The sequence below is a fragment of the Arcicella rosea genome, from assembly GCF_040543805.1.
Classification (GTDB): Bacteria; Bacteroidota; Bacteroidia; order Cytophagales; family Spirosomataceae; genus Arcicella; species Arcicella rosea.
The window spans coordinates 290,939-307,446 of sequence record NZ_JBEUMS010000006.1 but is presented as its reverse complement, the minus strand read 5'-3'; the positions used below and the strand labels follow the sequence as shown (position 1 = coordinate 307,446).

Sequence of the window (16,508 nt, the reverse complement as noted above, 5' to 3'; positions counted from 1 at the left end):
CTGGGAATAATTTGTATGTTTATTTTAGATTAAGGACTCAAAACAAATCTTGGAATTGGGCATTGTTGAATAAAACTACTATTGACATCTGTCAATTTATCTAAACCGCTTTCATTCAAAGAAGCGGTAAAAAGAGAGTTTGAAGGAGCTTACTTGCTCAATCAAACTATTTTGAAGAAATTGTTTTCTGTTCATTTAGATAGATTTTAAAATAAGCCCAATCAAAGCCGCAATAGCAATGATGTAAGGTTCTTGTAATTTTTTGATATAAATTAATGCTAAAACTGTAGTTAATGCAATAATTGAAGTACTTATATCTGTGATACTCTGAGTAGCAATAACGATTACAGCTCCCAACAAAGCTCCAACCACTGCCGCAGTAATACCTTGTACGAAAGCTTTGATAGATGGATTATTAGAGAAGTGTTTGAAATAAGGAGCGGGCAAAACAGTAAGTAGATAGCAAGGTAAAAAAGTAGCTATTGCCGCAACTGAAGCCCCTGAGAAACCATCTACTAAATATCCGATAAAACTTACGGTAATCACGACAGGACCGGGGGTAATCATGGCTACTGCCACAGAATCTACAAATTGTTTCTCATCTAACCAATGATACTCCGATACCACACCACTATGAAGAAAAGGGACAATAGCCAAACCACTACCGAAAACAAAAGTACCTGCTTTGGCAAAAAATAATGCCAATTTCGTTAAAGTACTTGATTCAGAAGTATCAGCAATAAAGCCTAAAACCAGTAAGGATTTTGGGGAAGGATTGTTTTTTAACCAAGCTGGCGGAGCTTTTACCAACATATATACCAAGCCCGCTGCAATAAAAAGTAAAACTTCTTCTTTTTGGGTAATAGCCGTTACAGCGACTCCAATAATATAAAATAACCACAACAGCCAATGCACACGAAAAGAACTGTATGAAATTTTGCCGATAGATTTAATGGTTAATTTATAGGCACTCAATACAATAATTCCAATTACAGAAGCTCCAACGCCATAAAAAACAGCTTGCATCCACGATAAACCTCCATACAAACGATAGGCAATGCCAAGCAAAACTACCATAATAAAAGAAGGTAAAACGAAAGCTAATCCACACAAACTTGCTCCTATAATGCCGTAATGTACAAAACCTAAGTAAATGCCTAACTGTGCTGCCAGTGGTCCTGGAGCAAGTTGTGCCAAAGCTAATCCTGTTTTAAATTCCTCTTCACTAATCCATTTTTTATCTTCTACTAAATCTCTCTGCATATAACCCACCAAAGCAACTGGTCCACCAAAGCCGGTTGTACCTAATTTCAGAAAGTATAAAATCAATGATTGAAGTGAATAAGCTGGCATTGTAAAAATATTAAAATTTAACTTTTACAAAACTCCAAGATTAATCCTCTGTAAAATAGAACGTAATTAACTTTTTGTATCAAACTTACTTTTAGAAATGTTTTTTCTGAAAATAGAAGGATTTTCGCCTGTATGTTTTTTGAAAATACGAGTAAAATGACTTTGGTCGGAAAAGCCTGTTAAATAGGCAATCTCTGTTAACGAATGATTTGAAGTACTCATTAAATCAATTGCCTTTTCAATTCTTAGTTTTCGGATGTATTCGCCAAATGATAAATCTTCAAAGTATTTAGAAAATTCTCTGGAAAGATAAGCGGGGTTTACTTCCAATTCTTTAGAAATTTCTTTCAAACTCAAAGTAAGATTTGTATCAATTTGATCTTGAATGATGTCTTTCAACTCCTTTGCCCAAGTTGGCGTTTTACGATTATTTCTTGCATCAGGTTGAAATACTTTTTGAAAAACGTTGACCAATAGGTTTTCAAAAGGATTTTGGAAATGCTTTACAGATTGCAGATACTTCGCCCAACTATATAAACCATCATAAATTATCATTCCTTGTTTTAGCAATTCATGGTCGTCTTGAATATTGTGCGCCATTCCAGCAGCGATTGCCCACAAACCTGCTGATTGTGGAGCAAGGTCATGTCTGTCTGTATCGGCTCCACGTACAATTGTCGCCATTGTGTGAATAGCTTCATCTTCAATTGCATATTTTTCAATCAAGCTATCAAAAGTACATAAACCCAATTGGTGCGATAATTCAACATTCGGAACATCAAAAGGAATTGCATTCAACAAGGTAGCTTGAGTGATAACTTCATCAAAAGGCACAAAAATAAATTCAGCTTCAGTGTCTATATATTTCTTTATCAGCCACGGACAGGCAATTCTATCAATTTTGGGTTTTTCACGGGTTATCCACTTCATCTCGAATGATTTTTATTGAATAACAAAATAAGTATTTATTTACTAAAGATTAAATTTAAAATAATTACTCTACTTGTTTTGTAGATTAATTTAACTCTATTAACTTTGTAGGAAACAAAGAATTTAATTTTTTATGGAAATAGAATCGCCGGCTCAACTAGAACCAGTTGTTGAAAAAAAGAAGTCTTCTAAAAATCCTTTTGAGGAGGCAATTATTAAAATTTGGAAACGAGAAAGAACAATTTATGAAGTAGCCATACACTTTTTCAATGCCTTGGCTTTAATGATAGTAGGATATTTCGTTTTTACGTATCTCACCATTCAAAATATCACTACAGGCTTACAGGAAATCAATTCAGATATTTTATACTATATTCTAGGTGGTTTTATTGCTCAAATGATTGATGGAGCGTTAGGAATGGCTTATGGTGTTACAGCTTCTACTTTTTTAGCGAATGTTGGCGTTTCTCCTGCGGTTATTTCGATGAGTGTACACGCTTCTGAAATTTTTACAAGTGGTGTTTCAGGTTACATGCACTTGAAATTTGGAAATGTAAACTCTAAATTATTTAAAGCCGTATTAATTCCAGGTGTAATTGGGGCAGTTTTGGGTGCTTATGCACTTTCTACTTTAGCCGAAAGTTATATGCACTATGTAAAACCTGCGGTTTCAGTTTATACTTTAATTCTGGGTGTTGTAATTATTCAGAAAGCTTTGGTAAAACGCCAACAAAAGAAAAATGTTAAAATGATTGGGCCATTAGCTTGGTTTGGTGGAATGATGGATTCTATTGGCGGTGGAGGTTGGGGACCCATTGTTTCTTCTACTTTGATTGCTTCGGGTCGTCATCCAAAATATACCATTGGTTCGGTCAACTTGGCTGAATTCTTTATTTCACTTTCGTCTTCGTTGACTTTTATTTTTGTCATAGGCTTTTCGCAATGGCAAGTAATTTTAGGATTAATACTTGGCGGAATTGTAGCAGCACCAATTGCAGCACGTTTATCAAGTAAATTGCCAGTAAAAGCCTTGATGATTATGGTTGGAATTGTGGTAATCTTGGCAAGTTTAAAGAAGATTATAGGATAATCCGATTTGTGGATTTTGGAATATAAATTTCAGATTTCCGTGTGAAATATTAATGTTATTTTCAATAGGGCTGGACTTAAGTCAAGCCCTATTGAAAAATTACGATAATAAATTTAGCAATTCATTTTACTTAAAAGCTCACTGCTCAAAGCTTACATCTCAAAGCTAATCTACGCCGTTACAAACTGCATTCTATGTAAACTTGCATACCAGCCATCTTTTTCTAAAAGCTCATCGTGTGTACCTTCTTCTTTGATTTCTCCTTTATCTAATACCAAAATTTTGTGTGCATTCTGAATGGTAGAAAGTCTGTGAGCAATCACGATAGCCGTTCTGCCTTTCATCAATTTAGCGATAGCATTCTGAATCATTTCTTCTGTTTCTGTATCGACAGACGAAGTAGCTTCATCCAACACAATTACTTTCGGGTCGTGAACCAACGCTCTTACGAATGAAATCAATTGTCTTTGTCCAACCGAAAGCGTCGCACCTCTTTCCATCACATTGTAACCATAGCCATCAGGCAAGCGTTCAATGAAATCATGCGCACCAACCAATTTTGCGGCTTCAATGATTTTTTGTCTAGTAATGCTTTTATCGCCTAAAGTAATATTGTTTTCAATCGTGTCAGAAAACAAAAATACATCTTGCAAAACCACGCCAATTTTACTTCTCAAACTATTTAATTCATAGTCTTGTAAATCGACATCGTCCACAAAAATTTTACCTTTATTAATTTCGTAAAAACGACTTAATAAATTAATTGTTGATGATTTCCCAGCGCCTGTTGCTCCGACTAAAGCAATGGTTTCTCCTTGTTTTACTTCAAAAGAAATATCTTTCAACACATATTCTTCGTCATTGTAAGCAAACCAAACGTTTTCAAAACGCACATTTCCTTTTAATTTATCGGCTTTAAAAGTACCGTTGTTCACCACATATTCGTCGGATTCCAACAATTTAATAATTCTTTCGGTAGAAACAATTCCCATTTGAAGCGTATTAAAACGGTCTGCCAAAAAGCGAATCGGACGAAAAAACAAGTTCATAAACATGATAAAAGCCGTGAGTGTCCCCAAAGTCATATCGTGTGTCAGAATTTGTTTTGAACCAAACCAAACAATCAAACCCGTTCCTGCAGCTAAAATTACATCGGCAACTGGAAAGTAAACAGAATATGCCCAAATAGAACGAATATGTGCATTACGGTGTACTTCGTTGATTTTTAGGAATTTATCGTACTCTAATTTCTCGGAATTAAAGATTTGAACAATGTTCATTCCTGTAATATGTTCTTGCACGAAGGAATTCAAATTGGCAACTGCCAAACGTACTTCATTAAAGCTTTTCTTAATATATTCTTTGAACAAATACGTGGAAATCACCATAAACGGAACGGTACAAAGACAAATCAAAGTCAAACGCCAATCTGTCCAAAACATTACGCCAGTAATTAAAACCAATTGCAGAATATCGCCAGCAATTGCCGCCAAACCTTCTGAAAATACATCATTAAGAGTTTCAATATCCGAAACAGTACGAGTTACCAAACGACCGATGGGCGTATCATCAAAAAACTTTAGTCGAAGTGAAAGTATTTTCTCGTATAGTTGCACACGGATGTCACGAATAACGGTTTGTCCTAACCAACCAGCCATATAAGCACTAACAAATTGCAGAAAACCTTGTAAGAGTAAAACTCCAATCATCAACAAAAGCATGTTAGCAAGCATCGGATAATTGCCAGCTACAATATAATTATCAATGGTATGGCGAATTAACAATGGATTAAGCGGTACCACACAAGCCGAAACCATGATGATGACAACCAAAGACCAAAACCTTAAGCGATAAGGAGTAAGGAAACTGTAAATTCTTTTAAGGATTTGTATATCAAATATTTGCCCGCTTTTTTCTTCTTTTCTCATTAATTTATTTGAAATATTGAGGTGGTTTTCAATAACACTTCAAAATTAACATAAGATTTTGGGGAATGGTTTAGCATGGTGGAAATAAGTAGGATTCAACTATCAGTTTTTTAGTATCAAAAAAGGTATAAAAAGACTAAAAAATGACCCCGTATTTTCCCCGTATTGATAGCGTAGAAATACGGTATTTTACCTGAAAAAGCCTTTAATTTGTTGATTTTGATGGTTTTAGTAAAAATGCCTATTGTGTAAATGATGATTAAATAGTAGTTTCAAATAGTTAAATCAATTGTTAAACATAAACCGCTTAAATTATCATGAAAAAACTATTTGAAAACCCACTAATTACTGCTTTTATTGGATTGTTTGTTGGAGGATTGCTTACGTATGGATACCAAAAATATTTATTCTCTAAAAATAAAGAAGAGTTTCAAGGAAATTCTCAATTTCTACCATATTATCCTTACAAAAGCCCAGATCAAGATACCCCTATACAAGAATCTATGGATATGATTACTGCTTTGTACGATTATATGCAAAAGAAGCCTGATTCAACAGCATTTCTATTTAGAAGAAGTTATGCTCTTGATTTGTATGATTTCAACAAAATTCTTAAAAAATATAGCCTCATAGATACTGTTAATAAACCAAACTATAGAAAAGGGTCTTTGCTAGTAAGAATATATCCTGGATTAAGAATGTATCAAGGCAAAAATATCTTATCAATGATTGTAACAATCGAAAAAGATAGAAAGCTATTAATTGATAAAACTGTACCTTATAATTCACCACAGTTAGAAGTACAGGATCAATTAGGACCTTGTCCCATTAATTGTCCGGGTGGAGGAGGCGACTTATTTACTGAAGCAGAATGGAGAAACCTTACAGGAAGATATTATATACCATATCCCTGATATTGTTATCAAACTACTAGAATAGATTTAAGAACTTAAATATTATACGAAATTGAATGATATTAAATATTGTTTTTACATATTTGTTTTATTAGTCGGCATATTTGTGGGGTTAATAAAAATTAAAACACTTAACAATAGTAATAAGATATTCTTATTACTATTGTTAAGTACGATTTTTGCAGAAGTTTTAGGACCTATTATCGCATTTTATGGTGTGTCCAACTATATAGTTTACCACATTTTTACTCCTATCCAATTTTGTTTGGTATTCTATGCATATTACTATGATATCAAGGATAAAATATTATTGAATTTAATACCTTTTTTTATAGTTTTAGGATTAGTTCTAAGCTTGTGGATTCAACCTTTGCCAGCATTTAATTCATATTATATGAATATTGAATTACTTTCTTTTTCTATTCTATCAATTTATTTTTTTAAGAACTTATTGGAAATACAAACACATAATGAGCTGAAAGATTATCCTTTATTTTGGATAAGTTCTGGATTAATTATTTTCTGCATATCAAATATTTTTATTTTGGGAACTCTAAATTTTGTAAGTGATTCTGATATTAAACAGAATAAAATACTTATTTCTATTTTAATGAATATAAGATACTTCTCTAACTACATCTACTACAGCTCATTTATCGTTGCATTTCTAGTAAAACAAAATACAATCTCTGACCAACATGGGAAGTAATTATGAAATTCTACTTACGTTTATTGTTGGGATTATCATTTTTGGTATTCTAGTTACTTTTATTATTTCCTTTGTTTTTCTCTTCCAAAAACGCCAAGCAAAACACCGTCAAGAAAAGCAAGCTCTTAAAATCGCTTACGAACAAGAGATTCTTAAATCTCAATTAGAAATCCAAAACCAGACTTTACAGGATATTGCTCAAGAATTGCATGATAATATTGGTCAGTTGCTTTCTGTGGCTAGAATTAATTTGAATGTCATGGAAGAGGAAGGCGATGATAAGGATGGTTATATCAAACAAACGAACGAAATTATCAATCAGTCTATCAATGATTTACGTGCTTTAACAAAAAGCTTTGATGGCGACTTTGTACAACAATTTGGGTTAGAAGAAAGTCTCTCGCACGAAATTGCTAGAATCCGTAAAACAAAACGCTTTGCTACTGAAATCAATATTATTGGTGAAAAGTATTCGCTTGGTTATGAACGAGAAATTGTTTTATTTAGAGTAGCCCAAGAGGTTCTAAATAATGCTCTAAAGCATTCTAAAGCCCAAAATTTAACAGTACTTTTAAGTTACAGTCCCGAAAATTTTGAACTTACCATCAAAGATGATGGAAAAGGTTTCGATATCGAAAGAATTCAGCAAAATGAAATCAATCAATCGGGGGCGGGACTTAGAAATATTCAAAGAAGAGTAAAACTGATAGGAGGGACTTGCCAGATTAGTTCTGAAATTGGAAAAGAAACACAAATTACAATTACGTTATTAATATCTTAAACTGTAGAGACGACTACTCAAAATTCGTCACCGCTGCGGCGTACCGCTCACAACTCTTGTTTAAACCACTAAGATTTGAAAGATGAAATACAAAATCGCCATTGTAGATGACCACACTTTATTTGCTAATGCTTTGGCAGGTTTAGTCCAAAAAATGGAAACTTTTGAAGTGATGTTCGAGGTTGGTAACGGAAAAGAATTGATACACCACTTTAAATTAAAAATGATTCCAGATGTTGTGTTGCTAGACATCAATATGCCTGAAATGGATGGCTACGAAACGGCTTTATGGTTAAAAAATAATTATCCAGAAGTAAAAGTATTAGCACTTTCGATGTTCGATAAAGAGGAGGCGATTGTCGGAATGTTAAGAAATGGTGCTAAAGGGTATTTACTGAAAGGTTGTAAACCTTCTGAACTTAGAACGGCTTTAGATAATGTTATTAATAAAGGATTTCACTACACAGAATTCGTTACAGATAAATTATTGAAAAGCTTGAATCCTGAAAAAGTTAAAAATCCCATCAAAGAATTAGGTTTGAACGACCGTGAACTTGAATTTGTTCGTCATGCTTGTACAGAACTTACTTACAATCAAATCGCAGATTTGATGTGTTGTAGTGCTAGAACTGTAGATGGTTATCGAGAACAAGCTTTCTATAAAATGAAAGTAAAGACAAGAGTAGGAATTGTTGTGGAGGCAATAAAATTAGGAATTGTTACTTTGTAGTCTTGAGTCATCAGCCTTGGTAATCCAACGCTAATGACTCAAAGTTCAGATTCCTGATAGCTTACAAAGTCCAAACAGTTTCACCTGTCACCAATTCTAGTCCGTTTTGATTGACCATTTTGTGAATAAACCCATCTTTTCCTCTTTGGCTTTGTGTGATGATTTTATCTCCGAAAAGACTTTCGTTCTTAAAAATAATTTCAAAAGTTTTTAGTACTCCATCGTTCAACACATTGGTAGGAACACTTTCCATCAACCATTCTACATATCGATTATTATTTGCATGTTGGTTTGAATCAATATCATGCCAACGAATATCGAAAGCTCTTTGTGTTTCAACAGTAGTCAAGGGTGAAATTTTACCAGCAACCTTTTGTACGGGCTTTTCGCTTCCACAAGTTGGAGTGATGGCACGCATCCAGTCGGGCACAGATGTTATTCTACGACGAGCAATATCAATCAAGCCAAACAAGGCATTGGCACGAATTATTTCAACGCCAGCGGCATTATAGACTTTAAAATCACGATAGTAAAAATACTTGTCTATTTCTTGAACGTATGTTTTTACAACAACGGTTTCGTCATAAGATGGCAATTGTTCAATCCAAATTTTCATGCGAGATAGCACCCAAGTAATATTATGTTGGGCACTCAAATCTGGGGCAGAAACATTAGCAACAACTGAATGACGCCAAGCCATTTCTTGAAACAGTCCGTTTAATGCAGGAATCGTCAGATTGCTGTGGGCATCTACTTCGGTAATTCTAATTCGGTATGATTCAGTAATAAACTCCAATATTCAAAGTGGTTAAATATGTTTATAAAAATGAAAAACTTCCAAAAAACAGTTTATTTAAACTGTTTTTCTGGAAGTTTTTATAATTGATAAATGCTGTGAAAATTACTGGAAAATGTAACTAAGCAAAATAACATTCAATCTAATTTCCAGTTTTTTGTTCTTTCAAGAATTTCTGACGAGAAATTCCCTCAGAAGGAGCATCTTCATACGCTTTTTTGTACTCAGTCTTTTTTAAATCTCCATTTTTGATTGACTTAATGAAATTTGCCCAAGCAAAAGGGTTGGTAAATGCCATTAAAGGACTTTGCACGAAGCTTCTATTAGCAGCTGAGAAAGTCATTTGGTCTGAAAAGTTCTTGAAATTTCCTGCGCCACTCAATCCCGCTCTTAAAGCCAATACATTCAATTTCGATTGCTCAAGGTTTTTCGCTAAAGCTTTTCTTCCTGCTTCATTATCCAATTTCATGTCCAGAAATGCTTTTTTAAATTCATCTTCTGTTCTGTATGGATAAATTTTTACTTCTGCCAACATCTTAGAATCTTCAGTCATAAAAATGGTGGCTACTTGAGTTTGGTCGTTGGTTCTTGGAATGATGTAATACTTCTTTTTATAGCCAACATAAGTAAATACAACGCTATCGCCAGGATATACATACAATGAAAAATTACCAAAATCGTCTGTCAAAGTACCTCTTCCTGACTGTGGATTGAAAACATAAGCATTCGGTAGAAACTCAGAACTACGGTCGGCAACAACTCTACCCGAAAAAATCACGGATTTGTCTTGTCCTTGTCCAAAGCTATTGTATTGAGATAGACAAATGATAAAAGCAATTGTAAATATGTATTTTAATTTTAATAGCATCGTTTCACTTTCAGATGATGAATTTTATGTAAACTTACTCAATTTAACGCTTTCAAATGATAATCTTGTGTTGCTTTAACAGTTTTTAACGTTTCGTAAGTCTAGTAGAATTCAGGCTAAATTTACGGAAACAACTTTAAAAAAGTAATGATAAATGGAATAGAAAGTAACAAACCATCGAATCTATCTAAAAAACCACCATGCCCCGGAATGGTGGAAGCAGAGTCTTTTATTTTGATACTTCTTTTAAATAATGATTCTACTAAATCTCCATAAGTACCCGCTACTACAATAATAGCACCGCAACCAAACCACTGCCAAGTTAAAAGGTCCGTAAAGTATTTTGAAAGAATAAAAGAAACAAGCATGGAAGCTAAGAATCCACCTACACTTCCTTCCCAAGATTTTTTGGGTGATACTCTTTCAAATAACTTGGTTCTGCCAAACTTTGTTCCAGCAAAATAAGCGCCTGTATCGCTTGCCCATAACAAAAATAAACAACCTAAAGGACGTTGCCAACTAAAATTTGTACTATTTAAAAATGCCAAAATGATAATTAAGGCAAATGGCAATGCTACATAAATAACACCTAAAAAAGTATAAGCGATATTTTTAAAAGGTTTTTCATCTTGTGCTTTATAGAGTTTGATAAAAAATATCAAAGCCATCAAAGGTGAAAGTATATAATAATTGGCTTCGTGGATAATTCCTTTTTCGATGAGGAAAGTAACTGAAACCAATACAAAGCCACAAAAGGTACCGTAATAAGTTAAAGGTTCGTCGCCGTCTAGCCCCAATAATTTATAAAATTCAAGTTGAGCTAAGATGGCAATAATAGCAAAAAGCCCAAAGAAAGTCCAATCGCTAAAAACAATGCAAAATATCAAAAAAGGAACAGCCACAACCGCTGCAATTACCCTTTGTTTCAGATTCGACATTCCTTGTAGTTTTTCATTCATATTGATTATTTTTTAATTAGTGATACTTATGCAATTTCTTTACTTTCTTCCAATCCTCCTTCATTATCCAATAAAAACTTGGCTAAAACAGCATCTTTCTGGTGAACATATACTTCACACAGCCCGATGAGATAAGAACTATCTCTTTTACTGACGATAACCGCATTGATTTGGTGTTCATCTTCCAAATAGGCTTTGGCTAATTCTGCTTTAAATGGATTTGCAGATTCGTAAATTTTCTTCCAATCATTCATTAAGTAAAAGTTATGAATTATGAGCAATCCGCTGTAGCGGTGATGAATTCTGATTCGTTTGTCTATTTCTTTATAGACTATCATCTATAAAATCAATCGTCACTTCTGTAAATACTGTGTTGCCAAAACCAGCGGAGTAATAACACAGTAAACAAACATGAAACCAATGCTAAGCCAACAGGTACAGATTCTGTTTGTTCAATATCAGTTTTAGTTACTTTCATTTGATAAAGATAAGCCATCAACAAAGTAAAGCCATTATTTACAAAATGGGCAAACATTGATAGCCACAGGTTTTGTGTCCAGTAATACAAATAGCCAAACATGGCACCTAATAACATTCTTGGAATAAAACCGAAAAATTGAAAATGAATAAAACTAAACCAAAAAGCCGCAAACCAAATGGCTATATGTGGATTTTTGAAAGCTTTTAAAGCTAGATTTTGTAAAATGCCTCTGAATAATAACTCTTCGCTAACGCCAGCTAGTACTGCAACAACAAAAATTGCCAAGGCAAATTGTGCTGGATTATTAAAATTAGTCAAAAATTTAGTGAGCCCCTCCATCGATTTTTCAGATGTTCTCATCCATTCTTCAACTCCTTTCATTGATGCAGGCAATTGCATTTTTTGATTCAGTTCGATAAAAACAGCATCAAAAGGCATAAAACCAATTACTAAAATAGCAACAAGCATCAATACTTGTAAGTTAGTAGCTTGGAAACTTAAAGTTTGAATGCTTTGTTTTTCGATAACCGACCAATAAAACATGGAAGCACCAATAAATGCTATCGGTGTTGAAAGCATCTGAAGAACCATAATTCCAAGATAAGTATTGGGATAATCGTTAAGATGTTGTTGGAAATTAGCTGCTTCAGTAATGGGCATTCCTGTAATGGCTGAAAGAGCGAAAAGTCCTATTGTGGAGCCAACAAACAAGAAAATTAAGGTCAAACCCACTAAAATCATTAGCTTGGCTATAAAGGGGCGTTCAGTTTGTGGACGAAAAGTATCGAATTCTGTCATAATGGTTGTAAATTTACGTAAAAATTAGCAGTGGACAATTATCAAAAACAGAGTAAAAAGCTGTTTAAATTAATATTCACTCAAAGGATGTATAAAAAATCATCCGAGAATAATTGAAAAAGAACAATGGTCAAGATTAAAAACATAGAATTAGGTGAATTTCCTTTGCTACTTGCTCCGATGGAAGACGTTTCAGATCCTCCCTTCCGTGCAGTTTGTAAGGAAAATGGTGCTGATTTAATGTACACTGAATTTATTTCTTCTGAAGGGCTCATCCGTGATGCAGCGAAATCCATTCAGAAATTAGATATTTTTGAATACGAACGTCCGATTGGTATTCAGCTTTTTGGTTCGGATATAGAAACCATGAGAAATTGTGGAGAAATTGCTACCAAGGCTGGTCCAGATTTGATAGACATCAATTATGGCTGTCCAGTTAAACAAGTGGCTTGTCGTGGTGCTGGTGCGGCTTTATTGCAAGACATTCCTAAAATGGTATTGATGACAAAAGCTGTTGTAGAATCTACACATTTACCAGTAACCGTAAAAACTCGTTTGGGTTGGGACGATACAACTAAAAATATTGAAGATGTAGCCGAACGTTTACAAGATATTGGTATCGAGGCGCTTACGATTCATGGAAGAACCAGAGTACAAATGTATAAAGGTGATGCCGACTGGCGATTGATTGCCAAAGTAAGAGAAAATCCAAGAATTAGAATTCCGATTTTTGGTAACGGAGATATTGATTCACCAGAAAAAGCACTTGAATACAAAAATCGTTATGGAGTAGATGGTATCATGATTGGAAGAGCATCCATTGGTTATCCTTGGATTTTCAATGAAATCAAACATTTTATGAAAACGGGAGGACATCTTGCTCCGCCAACAATTCAAGATAGAATTGATGTTTGTAAAAAACACTTAGATTTTAGTATTCGTTGGAAAGGAAATCATGTTGGTATCGTTGAAATGAGAAGACACTATTCTAATTACTTCAAAGGAATATCACATTTTAAAGAGTTCCGAATGCGATTAGTTACTTCGATGGACTATGAAGAAATTTTAGGAATTCTCAACGAAGTATCAATATTTTATGGCGAAGAAGAATTGCTCGTAAAAGCTTAAAAGAAGGCGAAGTAAATGTGAATTTTACTTCGCCTTTTTAAATTTTTCTACAAACTACTTATCACTAAAGGGTTATCTTCAAATTTGAAGAAACTTTCTTGATTTTGCAAGGGTTATCTTTTTATGAAAACAACCCTTACTACTTCAACAACAACCTCCACGAAACTTCAAAATCCTTTACTTGTTTGGGGCTTATTAGCACTTTTAGCGGGCATTTGGGGGAGTTCGTTTATTTTAGTCAAAAAAAGTTTAGTCGTTTTTGACCCCGCCCAAGTCGGTTCACTTCGTATTTTCTCGGCTTTTTGTTTCTTTCTTCCATTCTTTATTATCAATTTCAAGAAAATCCCTTTTGCTAAAGCCAAGTATTTTTACTAGTAGGTTTATTAGGGAATCTTCTGCCAGCTTTCCTGTTCTCGTTGGCTGGTTCAAAACTTGATAGTGGCGTTTCTGGCGCTTTAAATTCTACAACGCCTTTGTTTACCTTGGTTATTGGTGCGGGCTTCTTTGGAAATAAAATCACCAAGCGACAAAGCTTTGGTATTGTACTTGGTTTTATTGGTGCTATTTTATTGATTTTGGCGGGTGCTACTGGTTTCCATGTAAATGGCTATGCACTTTTTGTGATTGCCGCTACTTTACTTTATGGAATCAATCTGAACATTACTAAAAAATATTTGACGGGTTTGGGAATCGACTCATTCTTGATTACTTCATGTATCTTCATGACCATCGGACCAATTGCTGCTGGCGTATTATTTTCGACCGACTTCATTTCAAAATTACAAGAACCCAATGCTATTCAAGCCTTAGTTTTTGCGATGTTGCTGGGTATTTTAGGTTCAGCCATTGCGATGGTACTTTTCAATCGTTTAATTCAGATGACGAGTGCCGTGCTGGCAAGTTCTGTTACTTATCTTATTCCAATCGTTGCGATTCTTTGGGGAGTGATAGACGGTGAAGCTATATTATTTCAGCATTATTTAGGCATGAGTATTATTCTTATTGGTGTATATTTGGTGAACAAATCTTAAATAAATTTCTCATGTTGAAAGCCATCGTAAACCAGCAAACATTTAATATTCATGCTGATAATTCAGCCACTATCATTGATGGTCAAACATTGGACTGGGACATTGTTGAAATCCGTAAAAATCATTTTCATATTCTCTATAAAAATCGTTCTTACAATGCTGAAGTACTAGAAGCTGATTATCAAGCAAAGACGTTTTTACTTAGTTTGAACAAAAAGCAATTTGTTGTAAACGTAAAAGACCGTTTTGATATATTGTTAGAACAATTGGGAATGACAGACGCCGCCAATGCCAAAGTAAATGATTTGAAAGCACCCATGCCGGGGCTTATCGTATTAATACAAGTACAAGTTGGTGATAGCATTAAAAAAGGAGATTCATTATTGATTTTAGAAGCCATGAAAATGGAAAATGTTTTGAAAGCTACTGGCGACGGTAAAGTAAAAAGCATTAAAGTAAATAATAAACAGAATGTGGAAAAGAATCAGGTTTTAATAGAATTTGAGTAAGTCTTTATCCTGATAAGCGACAATTTTCCACGCCAAATAAAAAAAAAGTATATCTTTGCCTCCGAAAAAAACCTTAAATCATGGACAAACCGAAGTATAAACGAATTCTTCTCAAACTATCAGGCGAAGCCCTCAGTTCAGATGGTGAAGTAATTGACCCATCAATTTTAGAGCAATACGCTCTTGAAATTAAGAAAGTAAAAGAATTAGGCGTTGAAATTGCCATTGTGATTGGCGGAGGAAATATCTTTCGTGGGGCAGCAGCAGCTAAAGCAGGTATTGACCGTGTTCAAGGAGATTATATGGGAATGCTCGCTACTGTTATCAACGGCATGGCGATTCAAGGTTCTTTAGAAAAACACGGTATGTTTACTCGTTTACAAACTGCTATCAAAATGGATGCTGTTTGTGAACCATTTATTCGTCGTAGAGCGATGCGCCATTTAGAAAAGGGACGTATTGTTATTTTCGGAGCTGGAACTGGAAACCCATATTTTACAACAGATTCTACTGCGGCTTTGCGTGCGATTGAAATCGAAGCAGATGTGGTATTAAAAGGAACTAGAGTAGATGGCGTTTACACTGCCGACCCAGAAAAAGATCCAACTGCTACTCGTTATACAAATCTTTCATTTGCAGAAGCAATCAGCAAAGGTTTGAAAATTATGGATACTACGGCATTTACTTTATGCCAAGAAAACAAAGTTCCAATCATTGTATTTGATATGAACAAAAGTAACAACTTAGTAGATTTAGCAAGAGGAGAAGAAGTAGGAACTTTAATTAGTTAATGATTTAGGTAAACCGATGAAGATTTTCTAATTCAATCGAAAACCTTGTAATCAATATAGAAAATCCCAAATTAAACAATGGAAGAAATAGAATTTTACATTGATGCAGCCAAAGAAACGATGGATGGAGCGCTCAAGCACTTAGCAATTGAGCTTTCTAAAATTCGTGCAGGAAAAGCAACGCCTTCAATGTTAGATGGTATTCAAGTAGATTATTATGGAATGATGACTCCACTTACTGGAGCTGCATCAATCAATACGCCTGATGCTCGTACAATTGTTGTTAAACCTTTCGAGAAAAAAATGATTGCTGAATGTGAAAAAGCAATTCGTAACTCAAATATTGGTTTAACGCCGATGAACGATGGCGAAATTATCCGTTTAAATATTCCTCCACTTACTGAAGAGCGTCGTCGTGATTTAGTAAAAAGAGTAAAAGCGGAAATTGAAACGGCGAAAATTAATGTAAGAAACGTTCGTCAAGATGCGAATAGTTCAATTAAAAAATTGAAAAACGAAGGTGTTTCTGAAGATGCTGTGAAAGCAGGAGAGGAGCGCATTCAAAAAATGACTGATAGTTATATTCTTAAAGTAGATGCAGTATTTGCTGATAAGGAAAAAGATATTATGTCGGTGTAATTAAGAGTTGTGAGTTTTGAATGCTGAATTAGGAATGAAATGCAGTATTTAGAATTATTTCTTTGCCGTTGCT

At 34.3% G+C, this 16,508-nt stretch carries 18 protein-coding genes; 10 read left to right on the top strand and 8 right to left on the bottom strand.

Annotated features, from left to right (window positions below):
• Positions 1–195 precede the first annotated feature (195 nt).
• Together ABID42_RS10265 and ABID42_RS10260 are read right to left on the bottom strand one after the other, a co-directional pair.
• Positions 196–1,353: a chromate transporter gene (locus tag ABID42_RS10265; protein WP_367283586.1), complete on the bottom strand. Its 1,158-nt coding sequence runs from the start codon at positions 1,351–1,353 to the stop codon at positions 196–198.
• A 66-nt stretch (positions 1,354–1,419) separates the two neighbouring features.
• A complete protein-coding gene (locus ABID42_RS10260; protein WP_323255292.1) occupies positions 1,420–2,283 on the bottom strand; it encodes a chromate resistance protein ChrB domain-containing protein in 864 nt (287 codons plus the stop codon).
• Positions 2,284–2,416: 133 nt separating this feature from the next.
• On the opposite strand from ABID42_RS10260, the gene ABID42_RS10255 reads away from it, so the two are divergent.
• The gene (locus tag ABID42_RS10255; protein WP_367283585.1) at positions 2,417–3,373 is read left to right on the top strand and encodes a sulfite exporter TauE/SafE family protein; all 957 of its coding nucleotides are present in this window, start codon (positions 2,417–2,419) and stop codon (positions 3,371–3,373) included.
• Positions 3,374–3,543: 170 nt separating this feature from the next.
• On the opposite strand, the gene ABID42_RS10250 is transcribed toward ABID42_RS10255, so the two are convergent.
• Positions 3,544–5,301 (bottom strand): ABC transporter ATP-binding protein, encoded by a 1,758-nt coding sequence (locus ABID42_RS10250; protein WP_367283584.1) that lies wholly within the window; start codon positions 5,299–5,301, stop codon positions 3,544–3,546.
• A 317-nt stretch (positions 5,302–5,618) separates the two neighbouring features.
• Between ABID42_RS10250 and ABID42_RS10245 the strand changes: the two genes are divergently transcribed.
• From ABID42_RS10245 to ABID42_RS10235, 3 genes are all read left to right on the top strand, one after another.
• On the top strand, positions 5,619–6,215 hold the full coding sequence (locus ABID42_RS10245) for a hypothetical protein (protein WP_367283583.1): 597 nt from the start codon (positions 5,619–5,621) through the stop codon (positions 6,213–6,215).
• Positions 6,216–6,913: 698 nt separating this feature from the next.
• Positions 6,914–7,705: a sensor histidine kinase gene (locus tag ABID42_RS10240; protein WP_367283582.1), complete on the top strand. Its 792-nt coding sequence runs from the start codon at positions 6,914–6,916 to the stop codon at positions 7,703–7,705.
• 82 nt (positions 7,706–7,787) lie between these two features.
• Entirely contained in the window at positions 7,788–8,435 is a 648-nt protein-coding gene (locus ABID42_RS10235) for a response regulator (RefSeq protein ID WP_367283581.1), read from the top strand.
• Between the two features lie 61 nt (positions 8,436–8,496).
• Here the strand turns inward: ABID42_RS10235 and ABID42_RS10230 are convergent, their stop codons facing one another.
• The 5 genes from ABID42_RS10230 to ABID42_RS10210 all read right to left on the bottom strand — a co-directional run bounded on the left by ABID42_RS10230 (position 8,497) and on the right by ABID42_RS10210 (position 12,337).
• Positions 8,497–9,231 carry an acyl-[acyl-carrier-protein] thioesterase gene (locus ABID42_RS10230; protein ID WP_323255308.1) on the bottom strand — a complete coding sequence of 245 codons (735 nt, stop codon included), beginning with the start codon at positions 9,229–9,231 and terminating at the stop codon, positions 8,497–8,499.
• A 142-nt stretch (positions 9,232–9,373) separates the two neighbouring features.
• Positions 9,374–10,099: a carboxypeptidase-like regulatory domain-containing protein gene (locus ABID42_RS10225; protein WP_367283580.1), complete on the bottom strand. Its 726-nt coding sequence runs from the start codon at positions 10,097–10,099 to the stop codon at positions 9,374–9,376.
• Positions 10,100–10,221: 122 nt separating this feature from the next.
• Complete coding sequence (locus tag ABID42_RS10220) at positions 10,222–11,058, bottom strand: phosphatidate cytidylyltransferase (protein ID WP_323255312.1); 837 nt, start codon at positions 11,056–11,058, stop codon at positions 10,222–10,224.
• A 26-nt stretch (positions 11,059–11,084) separates the two neighbouring features.
• Positions 11,085–11,396, bottom strand: a complete 312-nt coding sequence (locus tag ABID42_RS10215; protein WP_367283579.1) for a putative signal transducing protein — start codon at positions 11,394–11,396, stop codon at positions 11,085–11,087.
• 8 nt (positions 11,397–11,404) lie between these two features.
• The gene (locus tag ABID42_RS10210; protein WP_367283578.1) at positions 11,405–12,337 is read right to left on the bottom strand and encodes a CPBP family intramembrane glutamic endopeptidase; all 933 of its coding nucleotides are present in this window, start codon (positions 12,335–12,337) and stop codon (positions 11,405–11,407) included.
• 126 nt (positions 12,338–12,463) lie between these two features.
• Here ABID42_RS10210 and dusB point away from each other — a divergent pair, with 126 nt between their 5' ends.
• From dusB to frr, 6 genes are all read left to right on the top strand, one after another.
• Positions 12,464–13,465: a tRNA dihydrouridine synthase DusB gene (gene dusB, locus ABID42_RS10205; protein ID WP_367283577.1), complete on the top strand. Its 1,002-nt coding sequence runs from the start codon at positions 12,464–12,466 to the stop codon at positions 13,463–13,465.
• Positions 13,466–13,588: 123 nt separating this feature from the next.
• Positions 13,589–13,840 carry a hypothetical protein gene (locus tag ABID42_RS10200; protein ID WP_367283576.1) on the top strand — a complete coding sequence of 84 codons (252 nt, stop codon included), beginning with the start codon at positions 13,589–13,591 and terminating at the stop codon, positions 13,838–13,840.
• A gap of 41 nt (positions 13,841–13,881) precedes the next feature.
• Positions 13,882–14,496, top strand: coding sequence for a DMT family transporter (locus ABID42_RS10195; RefSeq protein ID WP_367283575.1), 615 nt, complete (start codon positions 13,882–13,884; stop codon positions 14,494–14,496).
• Positions 14,497–14,507: 11 nt separating this feature from the next.
• Positions 14,508–15,005, top strand: coding sequence for an acyl-CoA carboxylase biotin carboxyl carrier protein subunit (locus tag ABID42_RS10190; RefSeq protein WP_367283574.1), 498 nt, complete (start codon positions 14,508–14,510; stop codon positions 15,003–15,005).
• 80 nt (positions 15,006–15,085) lie between these two features.
• Positions 15,086–15,796, top strand: a complete 711-nt coding sequence (pyrH, locus tag ABID42_RS10185) for a UMP kinase (protein ID WP_323698708.1) — start codon at positions 15,086–15,088, stop codon at positions 15,794–15,796.
• A 78-nt stretch (positions 15,797–15,874) separates the two neighbouring features.
• Positions 15,875–16,435 carry a ribosome recycling factor gene (gene frr, locus ABID42_RS10180; RefSeq protein WP_323255326.1) on the top strand — a complete coding sequence of 187 codons (561 nt, stop codon included), beginning with the start codon at positions 15,875–15,877 and terminating at the stop codon, positions 16,433–16,435.
• Positions 16,436–16,508 lie beyond the last annotated feature (73 nt).

Bases quoted from the DNA above. Each gene is read 5' to 3' on its own strand.
- ABID42_RS10265 (WP_367283586.1), bottom strand. From the start codon at position 1,353: ATGCCAGCTTATTCACTTCAATCATTGATTTTATACTTTCTGAAATTA.
- ABID42_RS10260 (WP_323255292.1), bottom strand. From the start codon at position 2,283: ATGAAGTGGATAACCCGTGAAAAACCCAAAATTGATAGAATTGCCTGT.
- ABID42_RS10255 (WP_367283585.1), top strand. From the start codon at position 2,417: ATGGAAATAGAATCGCCGGCTCAACTAGAACCAGTTGTTGAAAAAAAG.
- ABID42_RS10250 (WP_367283584.1), bottom strand. From the start codon at position 5,301: ATGAGAAAAGAAGAAAAAAGCGGGCAAATATTTGATATACAAATCCTT.
- ABID42_RS10245 (WP_367283583.1), top strand. From the start codon at position 5,619: ATGAAAAAACTATTTGAAAACCCACTAATTACTGCTTTTATTGGATTG.
- ABID42_RS10240 (WP_367283582.1), top strand. From the start codon at position 6,914: ATGGGAAGTAATTATGAAATTCTACTTACGTTTATTGTTGGGATTATC.
- ABID42_RS10235 (WP_367283581.1), top strand. From the start codon at position 7,788: ATGAAATACAAAATCGCCATTGTAGATGACCACACTTTATTTGCTAAT.
- ABID42_RS10225 (WP_367283580.1), bottom strand. From the start codon at position 10,099: ATGCTATTAAAATTAAAATACATATTTACAATTGCTTTTATCATTTGT.
- ABID42_RS10220 (WP_323255312.1), bottom strand. From the start codon at position 11,058: ATGAATGAAAAACTACAAGGAATGTCGAATCTGAAACAAAGGGTAATT.
- ABID42_RS10215 (WP_367283579.1), bottom strand. From the start codon at position 11,396: ATGATAGTCTATAAAGAAATAGACAAACGAATCAGAATTCATCACCGC.
- ABID42_RS10210 (WP_367283578.1), bottom strand. From the start codon at position 12,337: ATGACAGAATTCGATACTTTTCGTCCACAAACTGAACGCCCCTTTATA.
- dusB (WP_367283577.1), top strand. From the start codon at position 12,464: ATGGTCAAGATTAAAAACATAGAATTAGGTGAATTTCCTTTGCTACTT.
- ABID42_RS10200 (WP_367283576.1), top strand. From the start codon at position 13,589: ATGAAAACAACCCTTACTACTTCAACAACAACCTCCACGAAACTTCAA.
- ABID42_RS10190 (WP_367283574.1), top strand. From the start codon at position 14,508: ATGTTGAAAGCCATCGTAAACCAGCAAACATTTAATATTCATGCTGAT.
- pyrH (WP_323698708.1), top strand. From the start codon at position 15,086: ATGGACAAACCGAAGTATAAACGAATTCTTCTCAAACTATCAGGCGAA.
- frr (WP_323255326.1), top strand. From the start codon at position 15,875: ATGGAAGAAATAGAATTTTACATTGATGCAGCCAAAGAAACGATGGAT.